Source organism: Arthrobacter arabinosi (assembly GCF_054511115.1).
Genome location: NZ_JBTNDF010000004.1, coordinates 117,983 through 135,988 on the forward strand (window position 1 = coordinate 117,983; position 18,006 = coordinate 135,988).

16 protein-coding genes are annotated in these 18,006 nt (G+C 66.0%); 8 read left to right on the forward strand and 8 right to left on the reverse strand.

The features are described 5' to 3' along the window. Window positions 1–22 precede the first annotated feature (22 nt). The 3 genes from ACX80P_RS11945 (at window position 23) to trxA (ending at window position 3,290) form a co-directional block, all read left to right on the forward strand. Entirely contained in the window at window positions 23–1,711 is a 1,689-nt protein-coding gene (locus ACX80P_RS11945) for an ABC transporter substrate-binding protein (protein WP_459278319.1), read from the forward strand. Between the two features lie 232 nt (window positions 1,712–1,943). Then, a complete protein-coding gene (gene trxB, locus ACX80P_RS11950) occupies window positions 1,944–2,936 on the forward strand; it encodes a thioredoxin-disulfide reductase (protein ID WP_459278520.1) in 993 nt (330 codons plus the stop codon). Between the two features lie 27 nt (window positions 2,937–2,963). Continuing rightward, on the forward strand, window positions 2,964–3,290 hold the full coding sequence (gene trxA, locus ACX80P_RS11955) for a thioredoxin (protein WP_459278320.1): 327 nt from the start codon (window positions 2,964–2,966) through the stop codon (window positions 3,288–3,290). 2,245 nt (window positions 3,291–5,535) lie between these two features. On the opposite strand, the gene ACX80P_RS11960 is transcribed toward trxA, so the two are convergent. From ACX80P_RS11960 to rpmH, 8 genes are all read right to left on the reverse strand, one after another. After that, complete coding sequence (locus ACX80P_RS11960; RefSeq protein WP_459278321.1) at window positions 5,536–7,056, reverse strand: ParB/RepB/Spo0J family partition protein; 1,521 nt, start codon at window positions 7,054–7,056, stop codon at window positions 5,536–5,538. A 77-nt stretch (window positions 7,057–7,133) separates the two neighbouring features. Beyond that, window positions 7,134–8,021 carry a ParA family protein gene (locus ACX80P_RS11965; protein WP_459278521.1) on the reverse strand — a complete coding sequence of 296 codons (888 nt, stop codon included), beginning with the start codon at window positions 8,019–8,021 and terminating at the stop codon, window positions 7,134–7,136. A gap of 303 nt (window positions 8,022–8,324) precedes the next feature. Continuing rightward, entirely contained in the window at window positions 8,325–8,993 is a 669-nt protein-coding gene (rsmG, locus tag ACX80P_RS11970; RefSeq protein ID WP_459278322.1) for a 16S rRNA (guanine(527)-N(7))-methyltransferase RsmG, read from the reverse strand. Next, window positions 8,986–9,543, reverse strand: a complete 558-nt coding sequence (locus ACX80P_RS11975) for a Jag family protein (protein ID WP_459278323.1) — start codon at window positions 9,541–9,543, stop codon at window positions 8,986–8,988. The genes rsmG and ACX80P_RS11975 overlap by 8 nt, the downstream gene beginning before the upstream one ends. Beyond that, a complete protein-coding gene (gene yidC, locus ACX80P_RS11980; protein WP_459278324.1) occupies window positions 9,540–10,502 on the reverse strand; it encodes a membrane protein insertase YidC in 963 nt (320 codons plus the stop codon). Before yidC ends, ACX80P_RS11975 begins: the two co-directional genes overlap by 4 nt. 2 nt (window positions 10,503–10,504) lie before the next feature. Next, entirely contained in the window at window positions 10,505–10,867 is a 363-nt protein-coding gene (yidD, locus tag ACX80P_RS11985) for a membrane protein insertion efficiency factor YidD (RefSeq protein WP_459278325.1), read from the reverse strand. Further along, on the reverse strand, window positions 10,864–11,235 hold the full coding sequence (gene rnpA / locus ACX80P_RS11990) for a ribonuclease P protein component (protein ID WP_459278522.1): 372 nt from the start codon (window positions 11,233–11,235) through the stop codon (window positions 10,864–10,866). The genes yidD and rnpA overlap by 4 nt, the downstream gene beginning before the upstream one ends. 91 nt (window positions 11,236–11,326) lie before the next feature. Continuing rightward, window positions 11,327–11,464, reverse strand: a complete 138-nt coding sequence (gene rpmH, locus ACX80P_RS11995) for a 50S ribosomal protein L34 (protein ID WP_022892375.1) — start codon at window positions 11,462–11,464, stop codon at window positions 11,327–11,329. A gap of 414 nt (window positions 11,465–11,878) precedes the next feature. Between rpmH and dnaA the strand changes: the two genes are divergently transcribed. From dnaA to ACX80P_RS12020, 5 genes are all read left to right on the forward strand, one after another. Next, window positions 11,879–13,339, forward strand: a complete 1,461-nt coding sequence (gene dnaA / locus ACX80P_RS12000) for a chromosomal replication initiator protein DnaA (RefSeq protein ID WP_459278326.1) — start codon at window positions 11,879–11,881, stop codon at window positions 13,337–13,339. Window positions 13,340–13,821: 482 nt separating this feature from the next. After that, a complete protein-coding gene (gene dnaN, locus ACX80P_RS12005) occupies window positions 13,822–14,946 on the forward strand; it encodes a DNA polymerase III subunit beta (protein WP_459278327.1) in 1,125 nt (374 codons plus the stop codon). 4 nt (window positions 14,947–14,950) lie between these two features. After that, on the forward strand, window positions 14,951–15,907 hold the full coding sequence (gnd, locus tag ACX80P_RS12010; protein ID WP_459278328.1) for a phosphogluconate dehydrogenase (NAD(+)-dependent, decarboxylating): 957 nt from the start codon (window positions 14,951–14,953) through the stop codon (window positions 15,905–15,907). An 11-nt stretch (window positions 15,908–15,918) separates the two neighbouring features. Continuing rightward, window positions 15,919–17,205, forward strand: coding sequence for a DNA replication/repair protein RecF (gene recF, locus ACX80P_RS12015; protein ID WP_459278329.1), 1,287 nt, complete (start codon window positions 15,919–15,921; stop codon window positions 17,203–17,205). Continuing rightward, window positions 17,198–17,824, forward strand: coding sequence for a DciA family protein (locus ACX80P_RS12020; RefSeq protein WP_459278331.1), 627 nt, complete (start codon window positions 17,198–17,200; stop codon window positions 17,822–17,824). The genes recF and ACX80P_RS12020 overlap by 8 nt, the downstream gene beginning before the upstream one ends. Window positions 17,825–18,006 lie beyond the last annotated feature (182 nt).

The following is an 18,006-nucleotide window of genomic DNA, read 5'->3' on the forward strand; positions in this document are numbered from 1 at the left end:
CAGCGTTTCCGGGGAGGAACACGTGCCAGAAGCAGTAGACGTCGGTTCAGTGCTGGGTGGCCGGTACAAGGTGACCGGCTACGTACTGGCCTCTGCTGAGAAGGATCTCGTGCTCGACGGCGTCGACCAGGTCCTCAACCGGGCCGTCAGCATCCTCGTCGCCTCGCCCGGCAATGCTGCGCAGGTGGCTACGAGCGCCAGGGAACTGGCCACGGGCGACCGCAGTGGAAACATCCAGGTCCTCGACCTCGGTATCACCGACTCCGGCACCTACCTGGTGACCAACCGCGCACCCGCCGCCGACATGCTGGACCTCATCGTCCAGCAGGACGCGCCGTACGTCGAACCGTTCTTCACCGATACGCTCGGTTCCGAGATCTTCGGCCGTCCGCGCTCCACGGAACCCGAGACCTACGACGACGACGACCACTTCGACGATTACGACGACGACCGTCAGCAGCGCCCCTCGCGGCTCGCCGGGCTGGCGCGGCGGTTCAGCCGGCGGACCTCCGGAGACGCGGCGAAGGACGACACCTCCGATCTCCCGCCGGTAACGGCGGGATCTGCCGTCGCGGAGCCGGTCGCCGCGCAGTCGGTCGCCGCGCAGCCCGTGTCCGGCCAGCGCTCGTCCTCGCACCGGGTGCCGCCACCTCCGAGTCGGCGGCCGGGCGGGGCGTCCTCCGCCGGCTCCACTGACGCATCCCGGGAGGACACCCGAGACGGGACCGGTGACGGTAACGGAGGCGGGCGCCTCGGCGCCGCCGCCGTGGCGGCGGGCGCGGGTGCGGTCGGCGCTGCCTCCGCCACCGGGGCGGCCTCCGTCGGTTCGGCTTCCCCCACCGGTACCGCCTCCCCTGCCGATGCCGATTCCCCTGCTCGTGCGGCTTCCCCCGCCCGTGGGCAGAAGGCGGGGCGGGCAGCTTCGATGTTCCCGCTGTCCACGTACAGCGACGAGGACGACCGTTCCTCCGGGTCGGATGATCCCGACGAGTTCGACACGGAGCAGACGGACAGGGACGACGACGACAGCGGTGGGCTGAAGTTCACCCGGATCCTCGTCGGCACGGTGCTCACCGTCGTCCTCGTGGTCGCCGTCGTCCTGGCCGCGACGCATCTGGGGTCCGTCTTCAGCGGTGGAAGTCCCGTGGCCGACGCCGAATCCACCCCCTCCGTGAGCGCACCCGCCGACAGCCCGACGACGGCAGCACCGGCGGCCACACCGTCGGCAGAGCCCACTCCTGCGGCGGTGACTCCCGCGATTGCGGGCATCACCCGACTCGTCCCCGACAATCCCGGACTCGATGCCGGCAACGACGGGACGCTCCCGCTGATCATCGACGGGAACCCCGCCACGTTCTGGGGCAACCAGGTCTACGCAAGCGACACGTTCGGGGGGCTCGCCACGAACCTGGCGCTCGTCGTCGAACTGGAGGAGGAGTCCACCATCACGGAGGTCTCCATCGATCAGTTGAATGCCGCGGGGGGTACCTTCTCGGTGCTCGTGAACGACCGGCCCACCCTCGACGGCGCCGAACAGATCGCGCAGGGCGGGTTCACCGCACCGACCGCGGACCTGCCGATCCCCGCCGGCGCGGACGGCCCCGTCACCGGGAAGTACGTCATCATCAATTTCACGCAGCTGCCGCGGCTCTCCGACATCCAGGCCCAGTTCCCCTTCGGGCTCAGGATCGCCGAGATCACGGTCAGCTGACCCGCCCGTGTGCCGACCGGGGGCATGCTGACAGCACCTCCGGTCATATCCGCATGCCCCGCTCAACGGAATAATCACCTTTGCGGCTCCGTTGACGGAGGTATCCGCGAGAACATCCGGCAGGTCCGGACCAGCGCAGGAGACGACAGAAAGGTCTTTCGACAACGTGACAACGCACACCGAGGTCCAGCTGGAAACACCCACGGCAGACGCCACCGGTGGTGAGCAGAAGATCCACGACGTCATCATCGTCGGCTCCGGTCCTTCGGGTTACACCGCCGCGGTGTACACGGCCCGGGCCAATCTGAAGCCGCTGATGATCGCCAGTTCGGTCAAGGCCGGTGGTGAACTCATGAACACCACCGACGTGGAGAACTTCCCCGGGTTCCCGGAGGGCGTCATGGGCCCGGAGCTGATGGAACAGTTCGAACAGCAGGCCCGTCGGTTCGGCACCGAGATCCTCTACGAGGATGTGGTCTCCGCGGAGCTCTCCGGCGATATCAAGAAGCTCACCATCGCTACGGGCGAAGAATTCCTCGCCCGGGCCGTCATCATCTCGACCGGTTCCGAGTACCGGGAGATCGGGCTCGACGACGAGAAGCGGCTGTCCGGGCACGGGGTGAGCTGGTGCGCGACGTGTGACGGCTTCTTCTTCCGCGACCAGGACATCGCCGTGGTCGGAGGCGGCGACTCGGCGATGGAAGAGGCCCTCTTCCTGACGAAATTCGCCCGTTCCGTGACGGTGATCCACCGACGCGACACCCTTCGAGCATCGAAGATCATGCAGGACCGGGCGTTCGCCCACGAGAAGATCCGTTTCCTGTGGAACTCGGAGGTCGTCGGGATCCACGGCGCGGACAAGGTCACCGGGGTCAGGGTCGCGAGCACTCTCGACGGGTCGACCAGTGACGTGGACGTCACCGGCATCTTCGTTGCCATCGGCAATGACCCACGGGTGGAGCTCGTCAAGGATCAGCTCCAGCTGACCAGCGAAGGTACCATCGCGGTGCTCGGTCGTACGTCCAAGACATCGCTTCCCGGCGTCTTCGCCGCCGGCGACGTCATCGACCCGACCTACCGCCAGGCCATCACGGCCTCGGGAAGCGGCTGTGTCGCGGCCCTCGACGTGGAACACTATCTGGCCGACACCGTCAGCACTGCGATGACCGCCGCTACCGTACCCACCCCGCCCGCCGAAGCCGTGTCGGAGTCGGTCACCCTCTGATCAACCACCTACGCAAGGAGTAACACCATGAGCAACGCAAAGGATGTGACGGACGCGTCGTTCGACGCCGACGTCCTCAAGGCCAGCAAGCCGGTCATCGTCGATTTCTGGGCGGAGTGGTGCGGACCCTGCCGCATGCTCTCGCCGATCCTCGACGACATCGCGGCGGAGCACAGCGAGAAGGTCGACGTCGTGAAGGTCAACGTCGATGACAACCCCGCCATCGCTGCGAAGTACGGCATCACCTCGATCCCCGCGGTGTACGTGTTCAAGGGCGGAGAGGTGGCAGCCACCTCCATCGGCGCCAAGCCGAAGCAAGTCCTCGAGCAGGAATTCGCCGCGTTCATCAACTGATCCATACGCATGTCGTGGGGCCCGCCGGATTGATCCGGCGGGCCCCTGCTGTGTGCACCGAGACGTTCGTGCCTTCGAGGGGCACACCCTCCCTCCCCGACGGGCCCGCCGTGCCTCTTTTGCCTGGTGCGGAGAGCCGGACACCCTCATCCTCCGCAGCGACCCGGATCGGCAGGTAACGGACGGTCGGCGCAGCCGCGCAGACGCACCGGAGCCCGCCGGCACAACCGTCCGATGGAGGAGGAATGAACACGGCGGGGGCAGGGGCCGATCGTACGATCGGGATCGCGGTTCCACGTGAAACCTCCGGCCGCCATCTCGCTCGCCGGGCTCAACCCATATGAGTTGATGATCTGCGATTTTCGGCGCGAAGGATCGCTCCATCAGGGTGGCCGCGCCAGATCGACAGGGACTGGGGGCCGACTATTCGCCACCCGGCGACGTCAGTGGATCCTGACGACTCGCGTCCGAACGGCACGCGAGAGCGCTCGGAGAAGGGTAGGCCGGCCGTTCGGCACCTGATCCTCCCTGACACCCACTGACCGTACGTATGAATCGACGCGGGCGTTTCACGTGGAACGATTGCAGGCGGGCTGCACAGATCGGTCGTCATTCCGCTGCCCCTCGTCCACGGCCGCAGCGGCCTCGCGCTTCCCGGAGCCCCGGATCCTCACGCACGCCGGAGCGTGCATCGCGGCTCCGCACATCCTGCCGTTCCCATAGATCCGTGGTGGGACAGCCCGCAGGAGAGCCGAGCGGCATTCGGTCCGGTCGCAGTAGTGTCCGAGGACATCGTGCCTGGACCACGCCGTCGCGGTTCGTCCCTGAACCACCGCCGTCGCGGTTCGTCATGGGGCAGTGTCGAGGACGCGGGCATCGGCTCCCCGGGAGACGAGTTCTTTGCGTCTCCCTCACCTATGCCTTCAGGTGGACTGATCGTTGCTTGCGAACGTGCCCGCAGGAGGGATCCAGACAGCGGAAAAGAATTCACCCCTCTCAGCCACGCGTGGTACCGGCGACTCCTGAACCTCGATTCCCTGAGCGTTCGGCTGCTCTGGCAGCGCAGGCTCGCAACGTAGCGCTCCGCCCGCCGCCGCACACGAAGGCGTCAGGAGGACGACCCCGTTCCACGTGAAACATCCGAACAGGCGCCGGCCACCGCGAAGACCGACCCGCGGAATCTCGCAGACGGTGGCACAGGCTCTCCAGTCCCGATACTCCTCCGCCCGGCCCGGGCTGTCCTTCCACTTTCTCTCTTCCCGGCTAGCGCGATCCTGATCAACGGGCGGGGCTGCCGTGGATGAGCCCGCCTGCCCTGGTGCAACCCTGACTTGCGCGCCGGTCGAGCTGCCAGGCTTAACGACTGCGCCTACTCCCGGCGACCAGACGCGGGCCGCTCGGTTCGGGTACAGCGCTTGTTCTTGCGCGGGTCGGCGCATCGGGCTTCCTCCCACACTGCCGGTCCGAGCGAACGGCCATTCTCGAGATTCCACGTCGGGCGTGGTCGACCGAGATGCTGTCTCCGACCGCCCGCCCTTGGAGCGGAACGGGCAGGGATCGTCAGTCGCGCTTGGCGGGCCGAGAACCCGACGTTTCACGTGAAACGGCGGAGCGCCGCTGGACCGTGTCTTGGGCCTGCTTCTGGGAGCCCACGATGGGGCGGAATCATCTCCTTCAGGTAGGGGGGAACTGTGCGTGCAGGGGGAGGCGGCCGCCCGTGAACCGGGAGGTGGGTGCAAGACGGCACGTCCCTATTGATCTTAGGAGTGAGGAACAGAACCCCAGGGCCGAAGGACGCCCTGGGATCGACGTCAAGATATCCAGCAGCCTACTCGGTGAGATGGAAAGGGGGAGGACGCACGGCCGGGCGTTGTGCGTATCCTGGGCTCCGTTTCACGTGAAACCCCGACCTGCGCGGACGGATCGGTACCGCTCGGCCGGGCAATGAATCAGACGTCGACCGGCTCCAGGCACACACAGTCGGGACTGATCGGACTCACGCCCGTCGGCAAGACGGCATGGCCGCGTGCACGCCCCGGCTCGAACGTCCGCTCGAACCGAGGCGCTCCGATGATGATCACGCGATTGAATCAGATGTCAGAGAGGGGACACACGGGGGTTCCCGGACTCGCGGGCATGCCGTGCCATGACACGCGCGGCGCCGGCCACCAACAGGATGCCCATATGGGCACAGATACACGGTACGGCAGTGAGGGTCCCGTTTCACGTGAAACGGGACCGCGGCTTACTCTCGATCCTTGGAGGGGGAAAGCACGCCGATGATCCGGTTGAGATCATCCACACTGGCGAACTCGATGCTAACGCGACCCTTCTTTGCTCCCAGAGTGATCTTCACACTGGTGTCGAGGCGGTCGGAGAGCGACGACGCCAGATAGTCGAGCCGCTCGTGGCGGGCCCCATCCCGGGGAGTCGCAGACTTGGTGGCCCGTCGGAGTCCTCCACTGAGGGCCACGATTTCCTCCGTGGATCGCACCGACAGTCCCTCGGCCACGATCCTCTGTGCCAGCTTCTCCATCTCGGCGTGATCCGCGAGTCCGAGCAGGGCGCGGGCGTGGCCCGCAGAGAGCACCCCGGCCGCCAGGCGTCGCTGCACAAGCGGCGGGAGCTTCATCAACCGCAGCGTGTTGGATATTTGCGGCCTTGAGCGTCCGAGCCGCCCGGCGAGTTCGTCGTGCGAGCACCCGAAGTCGTCGAGCAGTTGCTGATAGGCAGCGGCCTCTTCCAGGGGGTTGAGGGCGCTCCTGTGGAGGTTCTCGAGCAGGGCGTCCCGAAGCAGATCGTCGTCGAGGGTCGATCGGATGATCGCCGGGATCGTTTCCATTCCGGCCTCGCGCGATGCCCGGAGTCGCCGCTCTCCCATGACCAGTTCGTACGGGGCGTCTCCGGCTTCCTTGGAGGGGCGCACCACGACCGGCTGCAGCACGCCGATCTCCCGGATCGAATGCACGAGCTCCGCCAATTCGTCCTCGTTGAACTCGACGCGGGGCTGCTTGCGATTCGGATGGATGCTGGCGAGCGAGAGCTCCGCGAAGGTCGCTCCCGGCACTTCGAGAAGTCCGCTGTTCGAACCCGTGTCCTCCACAGGTGCAGCGGGCGGCGTTTCACGTGAAACGGCGGCGGATTCCCCTGACGGTGATACGTCCCCTGACGGCACTCCGGTCTCAGGACGCGCCCTCCGGGAAACGGCCTCGTCCCCCGGCGCAGTAGCGGTGACGGGCTCAGCGTCACCCGGGCGCTTGTTCTCCTGCGGCGACGCCCGATCTGCCTTCTCTGCCTCCGGGGGAGAAGGTCGATCGGCGGAGTCGGCACCAGCGCGGCTCTCCTGGTCCTTCGGCTCGTCCCGGCCGGCACCGCCCTTCGCGGAGGAAGCGGCATCGGGCGCGGCCTTCTCCCCGGCGGACGACGACGAGTCCTGCGCTCGACCGACAGTCGAAGCAGGCTTGCGTCCCGAACCCTTCGCAACCCGTTTCGTTTGGGCCTCGAGGACATTCTTGTTGATGCCACTCCGGAGGGCAGAGGAATAGGATCGAGGCTGCTCGGCTACGTCGTCTTCTGTCACGCGCTCGAAGAACAGGTCCACCGGCCTTCCGCCGGAAGTCCGCGCGTTGGAGGCCCTCTCTGGGCCCCGGGACTTCTGCGCCTCCTCCACCCGCTCGGGCTCGACCTGCTCCACTACCTCTTCAGCAGGAGCACTGGGGATCAAAGCGCCCAATCCCCGGCCCAGGCCACGCCGCTTTTCCGCCATGTCATTCCTTCCACGATTTGGAGCTCTGCTCCAGCTCTACGTCTTGCAAGGCCCAGCGGGGTGCCGGTCGGCCTTGTTCAGGACCGCGCGGCGATTTCCGCCGCAGCCTCCTGGTAGGACAGGGCCCCGCTGGACGACGGGTCGTACGTCATGACGGTCTGCTGGTAGCTCGGCGCCTCGGAGATCCTGACCGAACGTGGGACCACGGCCTTCAGAACCTGCTGGGGGAAGTGCTCCCGCACTTCGGCGGCCACCTGGGCCGCGAGGTTCGTACGCCCGTCGTACATCGTCAGCAGGATCGTCGAGACCGCCAGGTCGGCGTTGAGGTGCTTCTGGATCATCTCGATGTTCTTCAGGAGCTGGCTGAGTCCCTCGAGTGCGTAGTACTCGCACTGGATCGGGATGAGCACTTCCTTCGCAGCCACGAACGCGTTGACCGTCAGGAGACCGAGGCTCGGCGGGCAGTCGATGAAGACGAAGTCGAGGCGGGGTTCACCCTTCTCTTCGCGCTGTTTGGCGTAGACATCGATGGCACGGCGGAGCCGCTGCTCGCGGGCCACGAGGGAGACCAGCTCGATCTCCGCACCCGCGAGGTGGATCGTCGCCGGGGCGCAGATGAGGTTCGGTACATCCGGGCACACCACGACGACGTCGCCCAACGGAACGTCGTCGATCAGGACGTCGTAGATCGAGTCCACATCGGCGTGGTGGTCGATGTTCAGGGCCGTCGACGCGTTCCCCTGCGGATCGATGTCGATCACCAGCACCTGGAGTCCGGCCGTCGCGAGGGCAGCGGCGATGTTGACCGTCGTCGTCGTCTTGCCGACTCCGCCCTTCTGATTGCTGATGGTCATGATGCGCGTGCTCTTCGGCTTGGGGAGTTCCTTGCCGAGGAGCTTCTCACGGCGCCTGGTCTCACTCGCCAGCTCTCGCCCGAGAGGGGATGAATCGTCCATCGCCTCCATCACGCTCTTGCCCTTCGCAGCCTTCCTGGCCGCGGGAGCGTCGCCGGACGCCGGGGAAGCAACGGGTGTTTCACGTGGAACGACCCCCGTGTTTGCGGGGTCGGAAAACACTCCCGGTTGTATTGCGCGCAGTCCAACGGAGGGAGGGGATCCCGGAACCTGCAGCGGCCCGGATTTCTTCGCGGGGGCGTCCTTGATGGTCACTCAGTAGCTCACTCTCACATGCCAGACGTCGTTATCTACAAGGGTAACGGGCGGTCCGCCACGCACGGGACGACGACGCCACGCGTGCTCGGCCGGGACTCACGCAGAACGGACCGGGATCCGGACGACGGTGGTGGGTTCCTGGAGGACATCACTCCCGGCCAGGACGATCTCCGCAGTCCCCCCACCCAGCGTCCGGATGACCCTGCGGGCCTTCTCGATCTCCTCGCCGGCGCTGCGTCCCTTGATCGCGAGGACCTGTCCTCCGGCCTTCGTCAGCGGAATCGTCCATCCCGCGAGCGTCGAGAGTGCGGAGACGGCCCGCGCGGTCACGTAGTCACCCCGGAGGGTGCCCACCATCTGCTCCGCGCGCGCCCGGTGGACGCTCACGTTGTCCAGGTCGAGATCGGCGACGACCTCCTCGAGCCAGATCACGCGCCGCTCGAGCGGTTCCACCAGCTCGAGCTGAAGATCGGGCCGCGCGATCGCGATCGCCAGACCGGGCAGACCTGCCCCGCTTCCGACGTCCACGACCGACGCACCAGGGTCCATGAGCTCCGACACCACGGCGCAATTCAGGACGTGACGGCCCCACAGCCGCGGCACTTCCCGGGGTCCGAGCAGCCCGCGCTCGATGCCGGACGACGCGAGATGAGCGACGAAACCGTGGGCCAGGGCGAGCCGGGCACCGAAGACGGAGGACGCAGCCTCCAGTTCCTCGATCGTCGGCTCGGGAACACCGCCGTCAGGGACGACGGATTCAGTCATCGCTGGGGGACACGACGATGTGCCGTGCCTGTCCCTCCCCCTCGGACTCGCTGACGAATCCGAGGTCGGCGACGACGTCGTGCACGATCTTCCGCTCGTAGGCGGACATCGGTGCGAGTGCGAGGTCCTCCCCGGTCTCCCTGACCTTCTCGACGGCGTCCTGCGCGATCTTCGTCAGCTCGCGCCCGCGCCGATCGCGGTAGCCGTCCACGTCCAGGACCAGCCGCGATCGCGTCTCGGTGGCGGTCAGAACGCTGAGCCTCGTCAACTCCTGGAGCGCCTCCAGCACTTCGCCGTCGCGCCCGACGAGCGAACTCAGCCCGGTGTCGGACGTGTCCTCGGACACGATGGAGATGTACGTGCGGCCGCTGCGGACCTCGATGTCGATGTCCCCGTCGATGTCGGCGATGTCGAGCAGTTCCTCGAGGTAGTCCGCCGCGACGTCGCCTTCCTCGTCGAGCCGGGACGCCTTGCTCGCCGAAGGACCCTCGACGTCGTTGTCGGGCTCCGGCTCGTGCTCGGTGATCTGCTCTCCGTTGTCTACCGTCATCGCTTCTTCCTCTTCTTGCGCTGGGGCTGGACACGCTGGATCCGCGGTTCGGACACCGTCTCCACCGCCGGCTCGGCCTTGCGCTCTCCGAGCAGCGGGACCATGGGCAGGCCCTTCTTGGCGCGCCGGTCGGCGAGGGCCTTGGCAGCAGGGGACCCGGGTGTGGGCATCCTGCGGATCACGTAGAACTGCTGCGCCATGGTCCACACGTTGGTGGTGGTCCAGTACACCAGGACACCGATGGGGAAATTGATCCCACCGATGCCGAACACCAGCGGGAGGATGTACAGCATGATCTTCTGCTGACGCATGAAGGGGCTCTGCATGGCCTCTTCGGACATGTTCTTCGCCATGATCTGCTTCTGCGTGATGAACTGCGACGCCGTCATGGCGATGATCATGATCACGGAGAGGATGATGACGCTGAGGTTGCCGTCGGCGCCGAAACTGCCGAGGAAGGTGGAAGAGAGGGGTGCGCCGAAGATCGTCGCGTCATCGAACTCGCGGACCGAGTCCGGCGAGAGCGCGCCGATCCCCTCATTGTCCTCACTGGCCCGCGAGATCCCGTTGAGGACCGTGAACAGGGCGAAGAAGAACGGCATCTGGATGAGGATGGGAAGGCAGGCGGCGAACGGGTTCGTCCCGTGCTTCTTGTACAGGGCCATCTGTTCCTGCGTCATCGCCTGACGCGAGAGCTGGTCCGTCTTGCCCTTGTACTTCTGCTGCAGCTTGCGCAGGTCCGGCTGCAGCGCCTGCATGCCGCGCTGCGCCTTGATCTGCTTGACGAAGACCGGGATCAGGGCGGCACGGATGACGACGACGAGACCGATGATCGACAGCACCCAGGTCCACCCGGATGCGGGATTCATTCCGAGGAACGTGAAGCCCTCGTGGAACATGAACATGATCCACGACACGAGCCACCTGAACGGTGTCAGGATCGTCTCAAAAAAACCCATAATCAGTCTGCTCCTCGGGCCGCGGGGCGGCATTCATCATCGGCCGGAATCACCGGGTGGTTCAACACAACTATCGCGGGCGCGTTCCCCTCGGGAAAACTCCTGCCACCGGGCGGGACGTGGTCCACCCCACCGTCGTTCCAGGGGTGGCACCTCGCCAGCCGCTTCGAGGCGAGCCAGCTGCCGTGCACGACTCCGTGGACGGTCACGGCCTCGAGGGCATAGGCGGAACAGCTCGGGTAGAACCGACACACCTGTCCGTACAGCGGAGAGACGACCTTCCGGTACGCGATCAGGAGTCCGATCACGCCCAGGCGAGGCAGCCCTACGAGGAAGCCCAGCACCTGAACAGCGACTTTGCTCACGATACTCCGCCCTGCCTTCCCGGTGGTTCGGTGCTCCCCAGCTTCCGGGCCACCGCAGACACGGAGGTCGTGAAGTCCTTGGTCAGGGCCGGCCAGTCGCTGTCCGCCGCCGCCGGTAGTGCCCGGACCACGACGTCGTAACCGCGAGGGTTCGCTGCGACCCACTCCGCCGACAAATGGCGGAGCCTTCGCTTAACGAGGTTGCGGGTGACCGCGTTCCCGACGTTCTTGCCGACGATGAACCCGACCCTCGACGGTGCGGAATCCTCTGTCCGGGAGCCGTATAACACAACGTTCCGGCGCCCTGACCGGGCACCGGAACGTACGGTACGTGCAAAGTCCGCTGCCGTTCGCACCCGGTGGATCATCGGGAGCACGGGGGAAACCTGTCCATTGCTGAGAAAGGAGAACCCGTGCCGACGCGATCATCCGAAGGATGCATGGCGAGGGAGGAACCGCTTATGCCGAGAGTTCGGTACGGCCCTTGCCGCGGCGCGCCGACAGGATGGCACGACCAGCGCGGGTGCGCATGCGAAGACGGAAACCGTGCTTCTTGGCACGACGGCGGTTATTCGGCTGAAAAGTCCGCTTGCTCACTGTAGTTACTCCAGAACGATCTTGAGATGCGTCCGGCCCATTGCAACAAGGGGGAAGAACAGACTGACGCGATGAAGGTGTACATCCGACATTCGCGGAAGAGCTGTCACATCCCGAGGCCTCTTAGTACCCGGGAACACCTGTGATGGCATGCGAAATGCAGACATGTTGGACTACATAACGTTAGGGGACAGCGCTGACGGGCGTCAAACTCGTGCCCGGTGCCCTGTGGATCGCGTTGTCACCAGCCTGTGGACAACCCGACCTCGAATCACCCTACACGCCCCTCCAGGGGGCCCCGGTACCAGCCCCGACCCGGGCCCGGAGACCGCGTCAATCCGCTATCTTCTGTACTTTCCATCCTCTAGTCTTGGCTCTGGTCCGTTTATCCACGACATGTGCACAACCCTGTGGATGACGGACATTTTCGAGCGGAAACGCAGTTCTAGAGGGGTGTTCGTGGGTACAGATGAGGTAAACGACGTCGGGAGCTCCTGGCGTAAAGTCATCCGAACCCTCGAACAGGACGACCGCGTCACCCCCCGCCAGCGCGGCTTCATGGTCCTCGCCCAGGCCCAGGGACTCATCGGGACCACGATGCTCATCGCCGTGCCGAACGAACTGACCCGGGAAGTGCTGCAGACACAACTCAAGGGAGCCCTCGACGAGGCGCTGCGCGACGTGTTCCGCGAGGACATCCAGTGCGCGTTCGTGATCGATCCCGAACTGACGCCCGTCGTCGAGGAGGTTCCAGAGCAGGAACCGATGGAGGCGCCGTCGCCGGAGCCGAAGGGGGAGGCCAAACCGTCACCCACGCCGCCGAGCAATTCGCACGAGTTCGGCCGGCTGAACCCGAAGTACATCTTCGACACCTTCGTCATCGGGTCATCCAACCGCTTCGCCCACGCGGCCGCGGTCGCGGTGGCCGAAGCACCGGCGAAGGCGTACAACCCCTTGTTCATCTACGGCGACTCGGGGTTGGGCAAGACCCACCTCCTGCATGCCATCGGCCACTACGCGAGGCACCTGTACACGGGTATCCGCGTCCGGTACGTGAACTCCGAGGAGTTCACCAACGACTTCATCAACTCGATCCGCGATGACGAGGGCTCGAGCTTCAAGCAGACCTACCGCAATGTCGACATCCTGCTGATCGACGACATCCAGTTCCTGTCCGGCAAGGACCGGACCATGGAGGAGTTCTTCCACACCTTCAACGCGCTGCACAACCACAGCAAGCAGGTGGTCATCACTTCCGATCTGCCACCCAAGCAGCTCATCGGGTTCGAGGAACGCATGCGTTCGCGCTTCGAGTGGGGCCTGCTCACCGACATCCAGCCCCCCGAATTGGAGACACGCATCGCCATTCTCCGGAAGAAGGCGATCAGCGACAGCCTGAGCGCCCCGGATGACGTGCTCGAATACATCGCCTCGAAGATCGCCACGAACATCCGCGAACTGGAGGGAGCCCTCATCAGGGTCACCGCCTTCGCCAGCCTGAACCGCCAGCCCGTGGACGTGAACCTGGCGGAGATCGTCCTGAAGGACCTGATCTCCGACGACGGCGCCCAGGAGATCACCTCGACGGTCATCATGGCCCAGACGGCCGACTACTTCCAGATCAGCATGGAGGAACTGTGCAGCAAGTCGCGCACGAGGACCCTCGTGACCGCACGTCAGATCGCCATGTATCTCTGCCGTGAACTGACGGACATGTCCCTGCCGAAGATCGGCCAGGAGTTGGGTGGACGGGACCACACCACCGTCATCCACGCCGATCGTAAGATCCGTGAGCTCATGGCCGAACGCCGCGCGATCTTCAACCAGGTCACCGAGCTCACCAACCGCATCAAGCACAAGCAGCGCGAAGGCTGACCCGGCGAGTAGGCCTCCCGCAGGTACCCGCGTAATTAACAGGTGTGGACACAACTGTGGATAACCGGGGGAACATGGCGGTGCAGACTGAGGATAACCCCCTACTCGCCTGTGGATCCGCGGAATGACAAGAATCCTGTCCCCACCCCGACCCTGTGGGCCGTCGTCTGGACACACACGTTGTCCACAGGCAAAATCCGCGCCGACGCCCGGCCCCAGCCGGTTATCCACAGAATCCACAGCAGTTATTAACACTACGGACCTTAAACTTCAAAAGCTCGTCAAATAACATTCCACGTCCCGCACACCTCCCCGGGCCTTCCCGGTCCCCGCGTCACGGGACCGCTACCCGGCTGGGCTCGGACCCAGTAGGGTTGTAGTTCCCGTGCCGTGGGACCACCCACCCAGGCATCGGACCCGACCATCCGCCGGCGGTTCGCCGGTGGCTGTTTTTTTGATCTGGCGAAAGGCGGCACTGCTCCGTGAAATTCAGAGTTGAGCGGGATGTACTTGCAGAGGCAGTGTCGTGGACCGCTCGTTCCCTCTCACCGAGGCCACCCGTGCCCGTCCTGGCGGGCCTGCTGATCAAAGCCGAGAACGGCACGCTCAGCCTCTCGAGCTTCGACTACGAGATCTCGGCGCGACTCGAGATCCCCGCGGACGTCCTCGAGGAAGGCACGATCCTCGTGTCCGGACGACTCCTGGCCGACATCTGCCGCAGTCTGCCCTCAGCGCCGGTCGAGGTGGCCACCGACGGCTCGAAGGTGACGCTCACATGCCGCAACAGTCGTTTCAACCTCGCAACTATGCCCGAAGGGGAATATCCCGAACTGCCGAAACTTCCCGCTGTCAGTGGCGTGGTCGACGGCGATGCCTTCTCCCAGGCCGTGTCGCAGGTCATCATCGCCGCGAGCCGCGATGACACCCTGCCCATCCTCACCGGCGTGCGGATGGAGATCGAGGACGACCTCATCACGCTCCTTGCAACGGACCGCTACCGGCTGGCACTTCGCGAAGTCTCCTGGAAACCGACCACTCCCGGCATCTCCACGAGCGCCCTCGTGAAGGCGAAGACCCTCAACGAAGTGGCCAAGACCCTCGGCGGGGCCGGTGAACTGAACATCGCGTTCTCGGACAACTCCGAGCTCATCGGGTTCGAGTCCGGCGGGCGACGCACCACCTCGCTCCTCGTGGACGGTGACTACCCCAAGATCCGGTCGCTGTTTCCCGACACCACGCCGATCCACGCCACAGTGCAGACGAGCGCCCTCGTCGAAGCGGTACGCCGCGTCTCGCTCGTCGCCGAACGCAACACGCCCGTCCGCCTCGCATTCACCGACGGACAGGTGACCCTCGACGCCGGTACCGGGGAGGATGCCCAGGCCTCCGAGGCGATCGAAGCCACACTGGACGGCGACGACATCACCGTTGCGTTCAATCCCCACTACCTCAGTGAGGGACTCGGGGCCTTCCACAGCCCCTACGTGCGGTTCTCCTTCACGTCCCCGCCGAAGCCCGCGGTGCTCTCGGCACAGGAGAACGCGTCCGGGGAGGACAGGGAAGACTACCGCTACCTGCTCATGCCCGTCCGGCTCCCCAATCAGTAGCCGCGTGACCAGTTCCTCCACGCCGGCCGACGGCCGGACGAACACGTCGTCAGAAAGAGAGCTCATGCACATCGGTCTCATCGGTCTCGGGAAAATGGGATTCAACATGAGGGAGCGACTCCGGGCGAAAGGGATCGAAGTCACCGGCTTCGACCGCTCCCCTGATCGAACGGACGTACCGAGCCTCGAGGAACTGGTGGCCGTCCTGCCCACGCCGCGCGTGGTCTGGGTCATGGTGCCGGCCGGGGAGATCACCCACGGCGTCGTCACCGAGCTGTCCCAGCTGCTGGCCGAAGGCGACCTCGTGATCGACGGCGGCAATTCGAAGTTCACCGACGACCAGCTCCATGCCACGCTGCTCGCCCAGAAGGGAATCCGCTTCCTCGACTGCGGCGTCTCGGGTGGAGTGTGGGGCCTGGAGAACGGCTACGGCCTCATGGCGGGCGGGACCGATGAGGACGTGGAACTCGCCATGCCGATCTTCGACGCACTGCGCCCCGAAGGGGAGCGCGCCGAGAGCTTCGTCCATGTCGGAGACGTCGGAGCCGGTCACTACGCCAAGATGGTCCACAACGGGATCGAGTACGGGCTCATGCAGTCCTACGCTGAAGGCTACGAACTGCTCGAGGCCAAGGACATCGTGAAGGATGTCCACGGCACCTTCGCGGCCTGGCAGAAGGGCACCGTGGTCCGTTCCTGGCTGCTGGACCTCGTGGTCAAGGCACTGCAGGAAGACCCGGGCCTCGCGCGGATCGCGGGATACGTGGAGGATTCGGGCGAGGGCCGATGGACCGTCGAGGAGGCGATCGCCAACTCGGTGCCCGCTCCCGCGATCACTGCAGCCCTGTTCGCCCGGTTCAGTTCGCGGCAGGCGGACTCCCCGTCCATGAAGATGGTGGCTGCGCTACGCAACCAGTTCGGCGGCCATGCCGTCAGGCCCGCTCAGCCGAAGCCCGAGTAAGCGGCGCTCCGGTGTACGTCGAGCACCTCTCGCTCACCGGCTTCCGGAGCTATGAGCAGCTCGACACCGCCCTGGAGCCGGGGATCACTGTCTTCGTCGGACCCAACGGCGTGGGTAAGACCAACATCGTCGAGGCCATCGGCTACCTCGCGACTCTTTCATCGCACCGGGTCAGCACGGACAAACCACTCATCGCCTTCGGCGAGGAACGGGCGATCATCAGGGGCCGGCTGGTCCGGGGTGCGCAGCGCACGAGCGTGGAAGTCGAGATCAATGCCGACGCCGCGAACCGTGCGCGGATCAACCGGTCCAATCCCGTGCGGGCCAGGGACGCCGCGGGCATCCTGAAGACCGTGCTCTTCGCACCGGAGGACCTGACCCTCGTCAAGGGCGACCCGTCCGTGCGGCGGCGGTACCTCGATGACGTCATGGTGTCACTGCTGCCGCACCACTCCGCGCTCCGGGCGGACTACGAGCGGGTCCTCAAGCAACGTAACGCCCTGCTGAAATCGGCCCGTGCGGCGGGCCGGTTCTCGACGGGGCACGAGGCGACCCTCGATGTGTGGGACCAGCACCTCGCTGAATCCGGTGCCCGCCTCCTGTCCGCGCGGGTGGTCCTCGTCGACAAACTCCGTCCCCATGTCCAGCGGGCCTACCAGGAGCTGACGGACGGTTCGAAATCCGTCGACCTCGCCTACGTCTCCAGCGTCTCGCCGTCGTCGGACCCCACGGCGCACGACGGCGCCGCGGATCCGATGCGCCACGACGAGGACGACAGCCTGCGGGGGCTCGACGAGGCCTCACTCATCCAGTTGTTCCTCAAGGGTCTCCTGCGCCACCGCCGGAAGGAACTGGACCGCGGAATCTCCCTCGTCGGACCGCATCGTGACGAGCTCGCGCTGCTGCTCGGCGGGGCACCCGTCAAGGGTTATGCCTCCCACGGGGAGAGCTGGTCCACGGCCCTGGCACTGCGGCTGGCGTCCTACTACCTCCTGCTCGAGGAGGACCGGACACCCGGGGGTGACCCGGTGCTCATCCTCGACGATGTCTTCGCCGAACTCGATGCCCAGCGGCGCACCCGCCTCGCGGCCATCGTGGCACCGGCGGAGCAGGTCCTGGTCACCGCGGCCGTGGGCGACGATATTCCCTCGGCACTCGTCGGCCGGCAACTCCGGGTCGTTCCCGGGGCCGTCGAAGGGGGCGGCGGCACCCGCGGAAGCGGCGACCCCGCCGTTCCAGGGCCGAACCGTGAACTCCCCGCAGGCGATACACATGCCCTCGGAGGAATAGATGTCTGACGGTTCGTCCGGGGGGAGCCCGCCCGCGGACGGACAGGAGCCGGAATCCACCGGTGCCCGGCCGCCCGCGCCCCGGCAGGAGGGCGGCAACCTGGCGGACACGCCGGATGCCGCAGAGGAATTCCCGGAACAGGACGCGCCGCAGGCCCTGCTCAACCGGCTGCGAAGCGCCTCGCAGGCGAGGGGCACACCACGGGAGGGCGCGTCGAAGCGCACACCGAAGACGAGCCGACGGCGGTACTCCCCGGAGCCGGTGTACGGCGGCCGGGATCCGGAGGGCGTCGGGAATGTCTTCTCGCGGATGCTTGCCGAGCGGGGATGGAAGTCGCCCGTCGCCGTCGGATCGGTGCTGTCACGCTGGAGCGAGATCGTGGGGGTGGACATCGCCGCGCACTGCGTGCCCGAGAGCTTCGACGCGGACACCGTGCTGGTCCGGTGCGATTCGACCGCCTGGGCCACGCAGCTCCGCCTCATCACCCCCCAGGTCCTGCAGCGGTTCGAAGCCGAACTCGGTCCCGGGGTCGTCACCCGGCTGTCGGTCATCGGACCCGCCGCCCCCAGCTGGCGCAAGGGTGGACGCTCCGTGAAGGGCCGCGGACCCAGGGACACCTACGGGTGACATCGGCTCCGAACGGCCATCGGCTGAACGGCCTGTAGGGCAATCAGGGTCCCGGCGGTCGTATCCGGGCTCATGGGCGGGACTGCCGTCCACTCTGACACGGCTTTATTGGCCAGTGAAGGGGTGTTCGCGAAGGACCGCGGCCCTCCCCGGGGTAGAATAGTGAAGATTGTTTTGGTCGA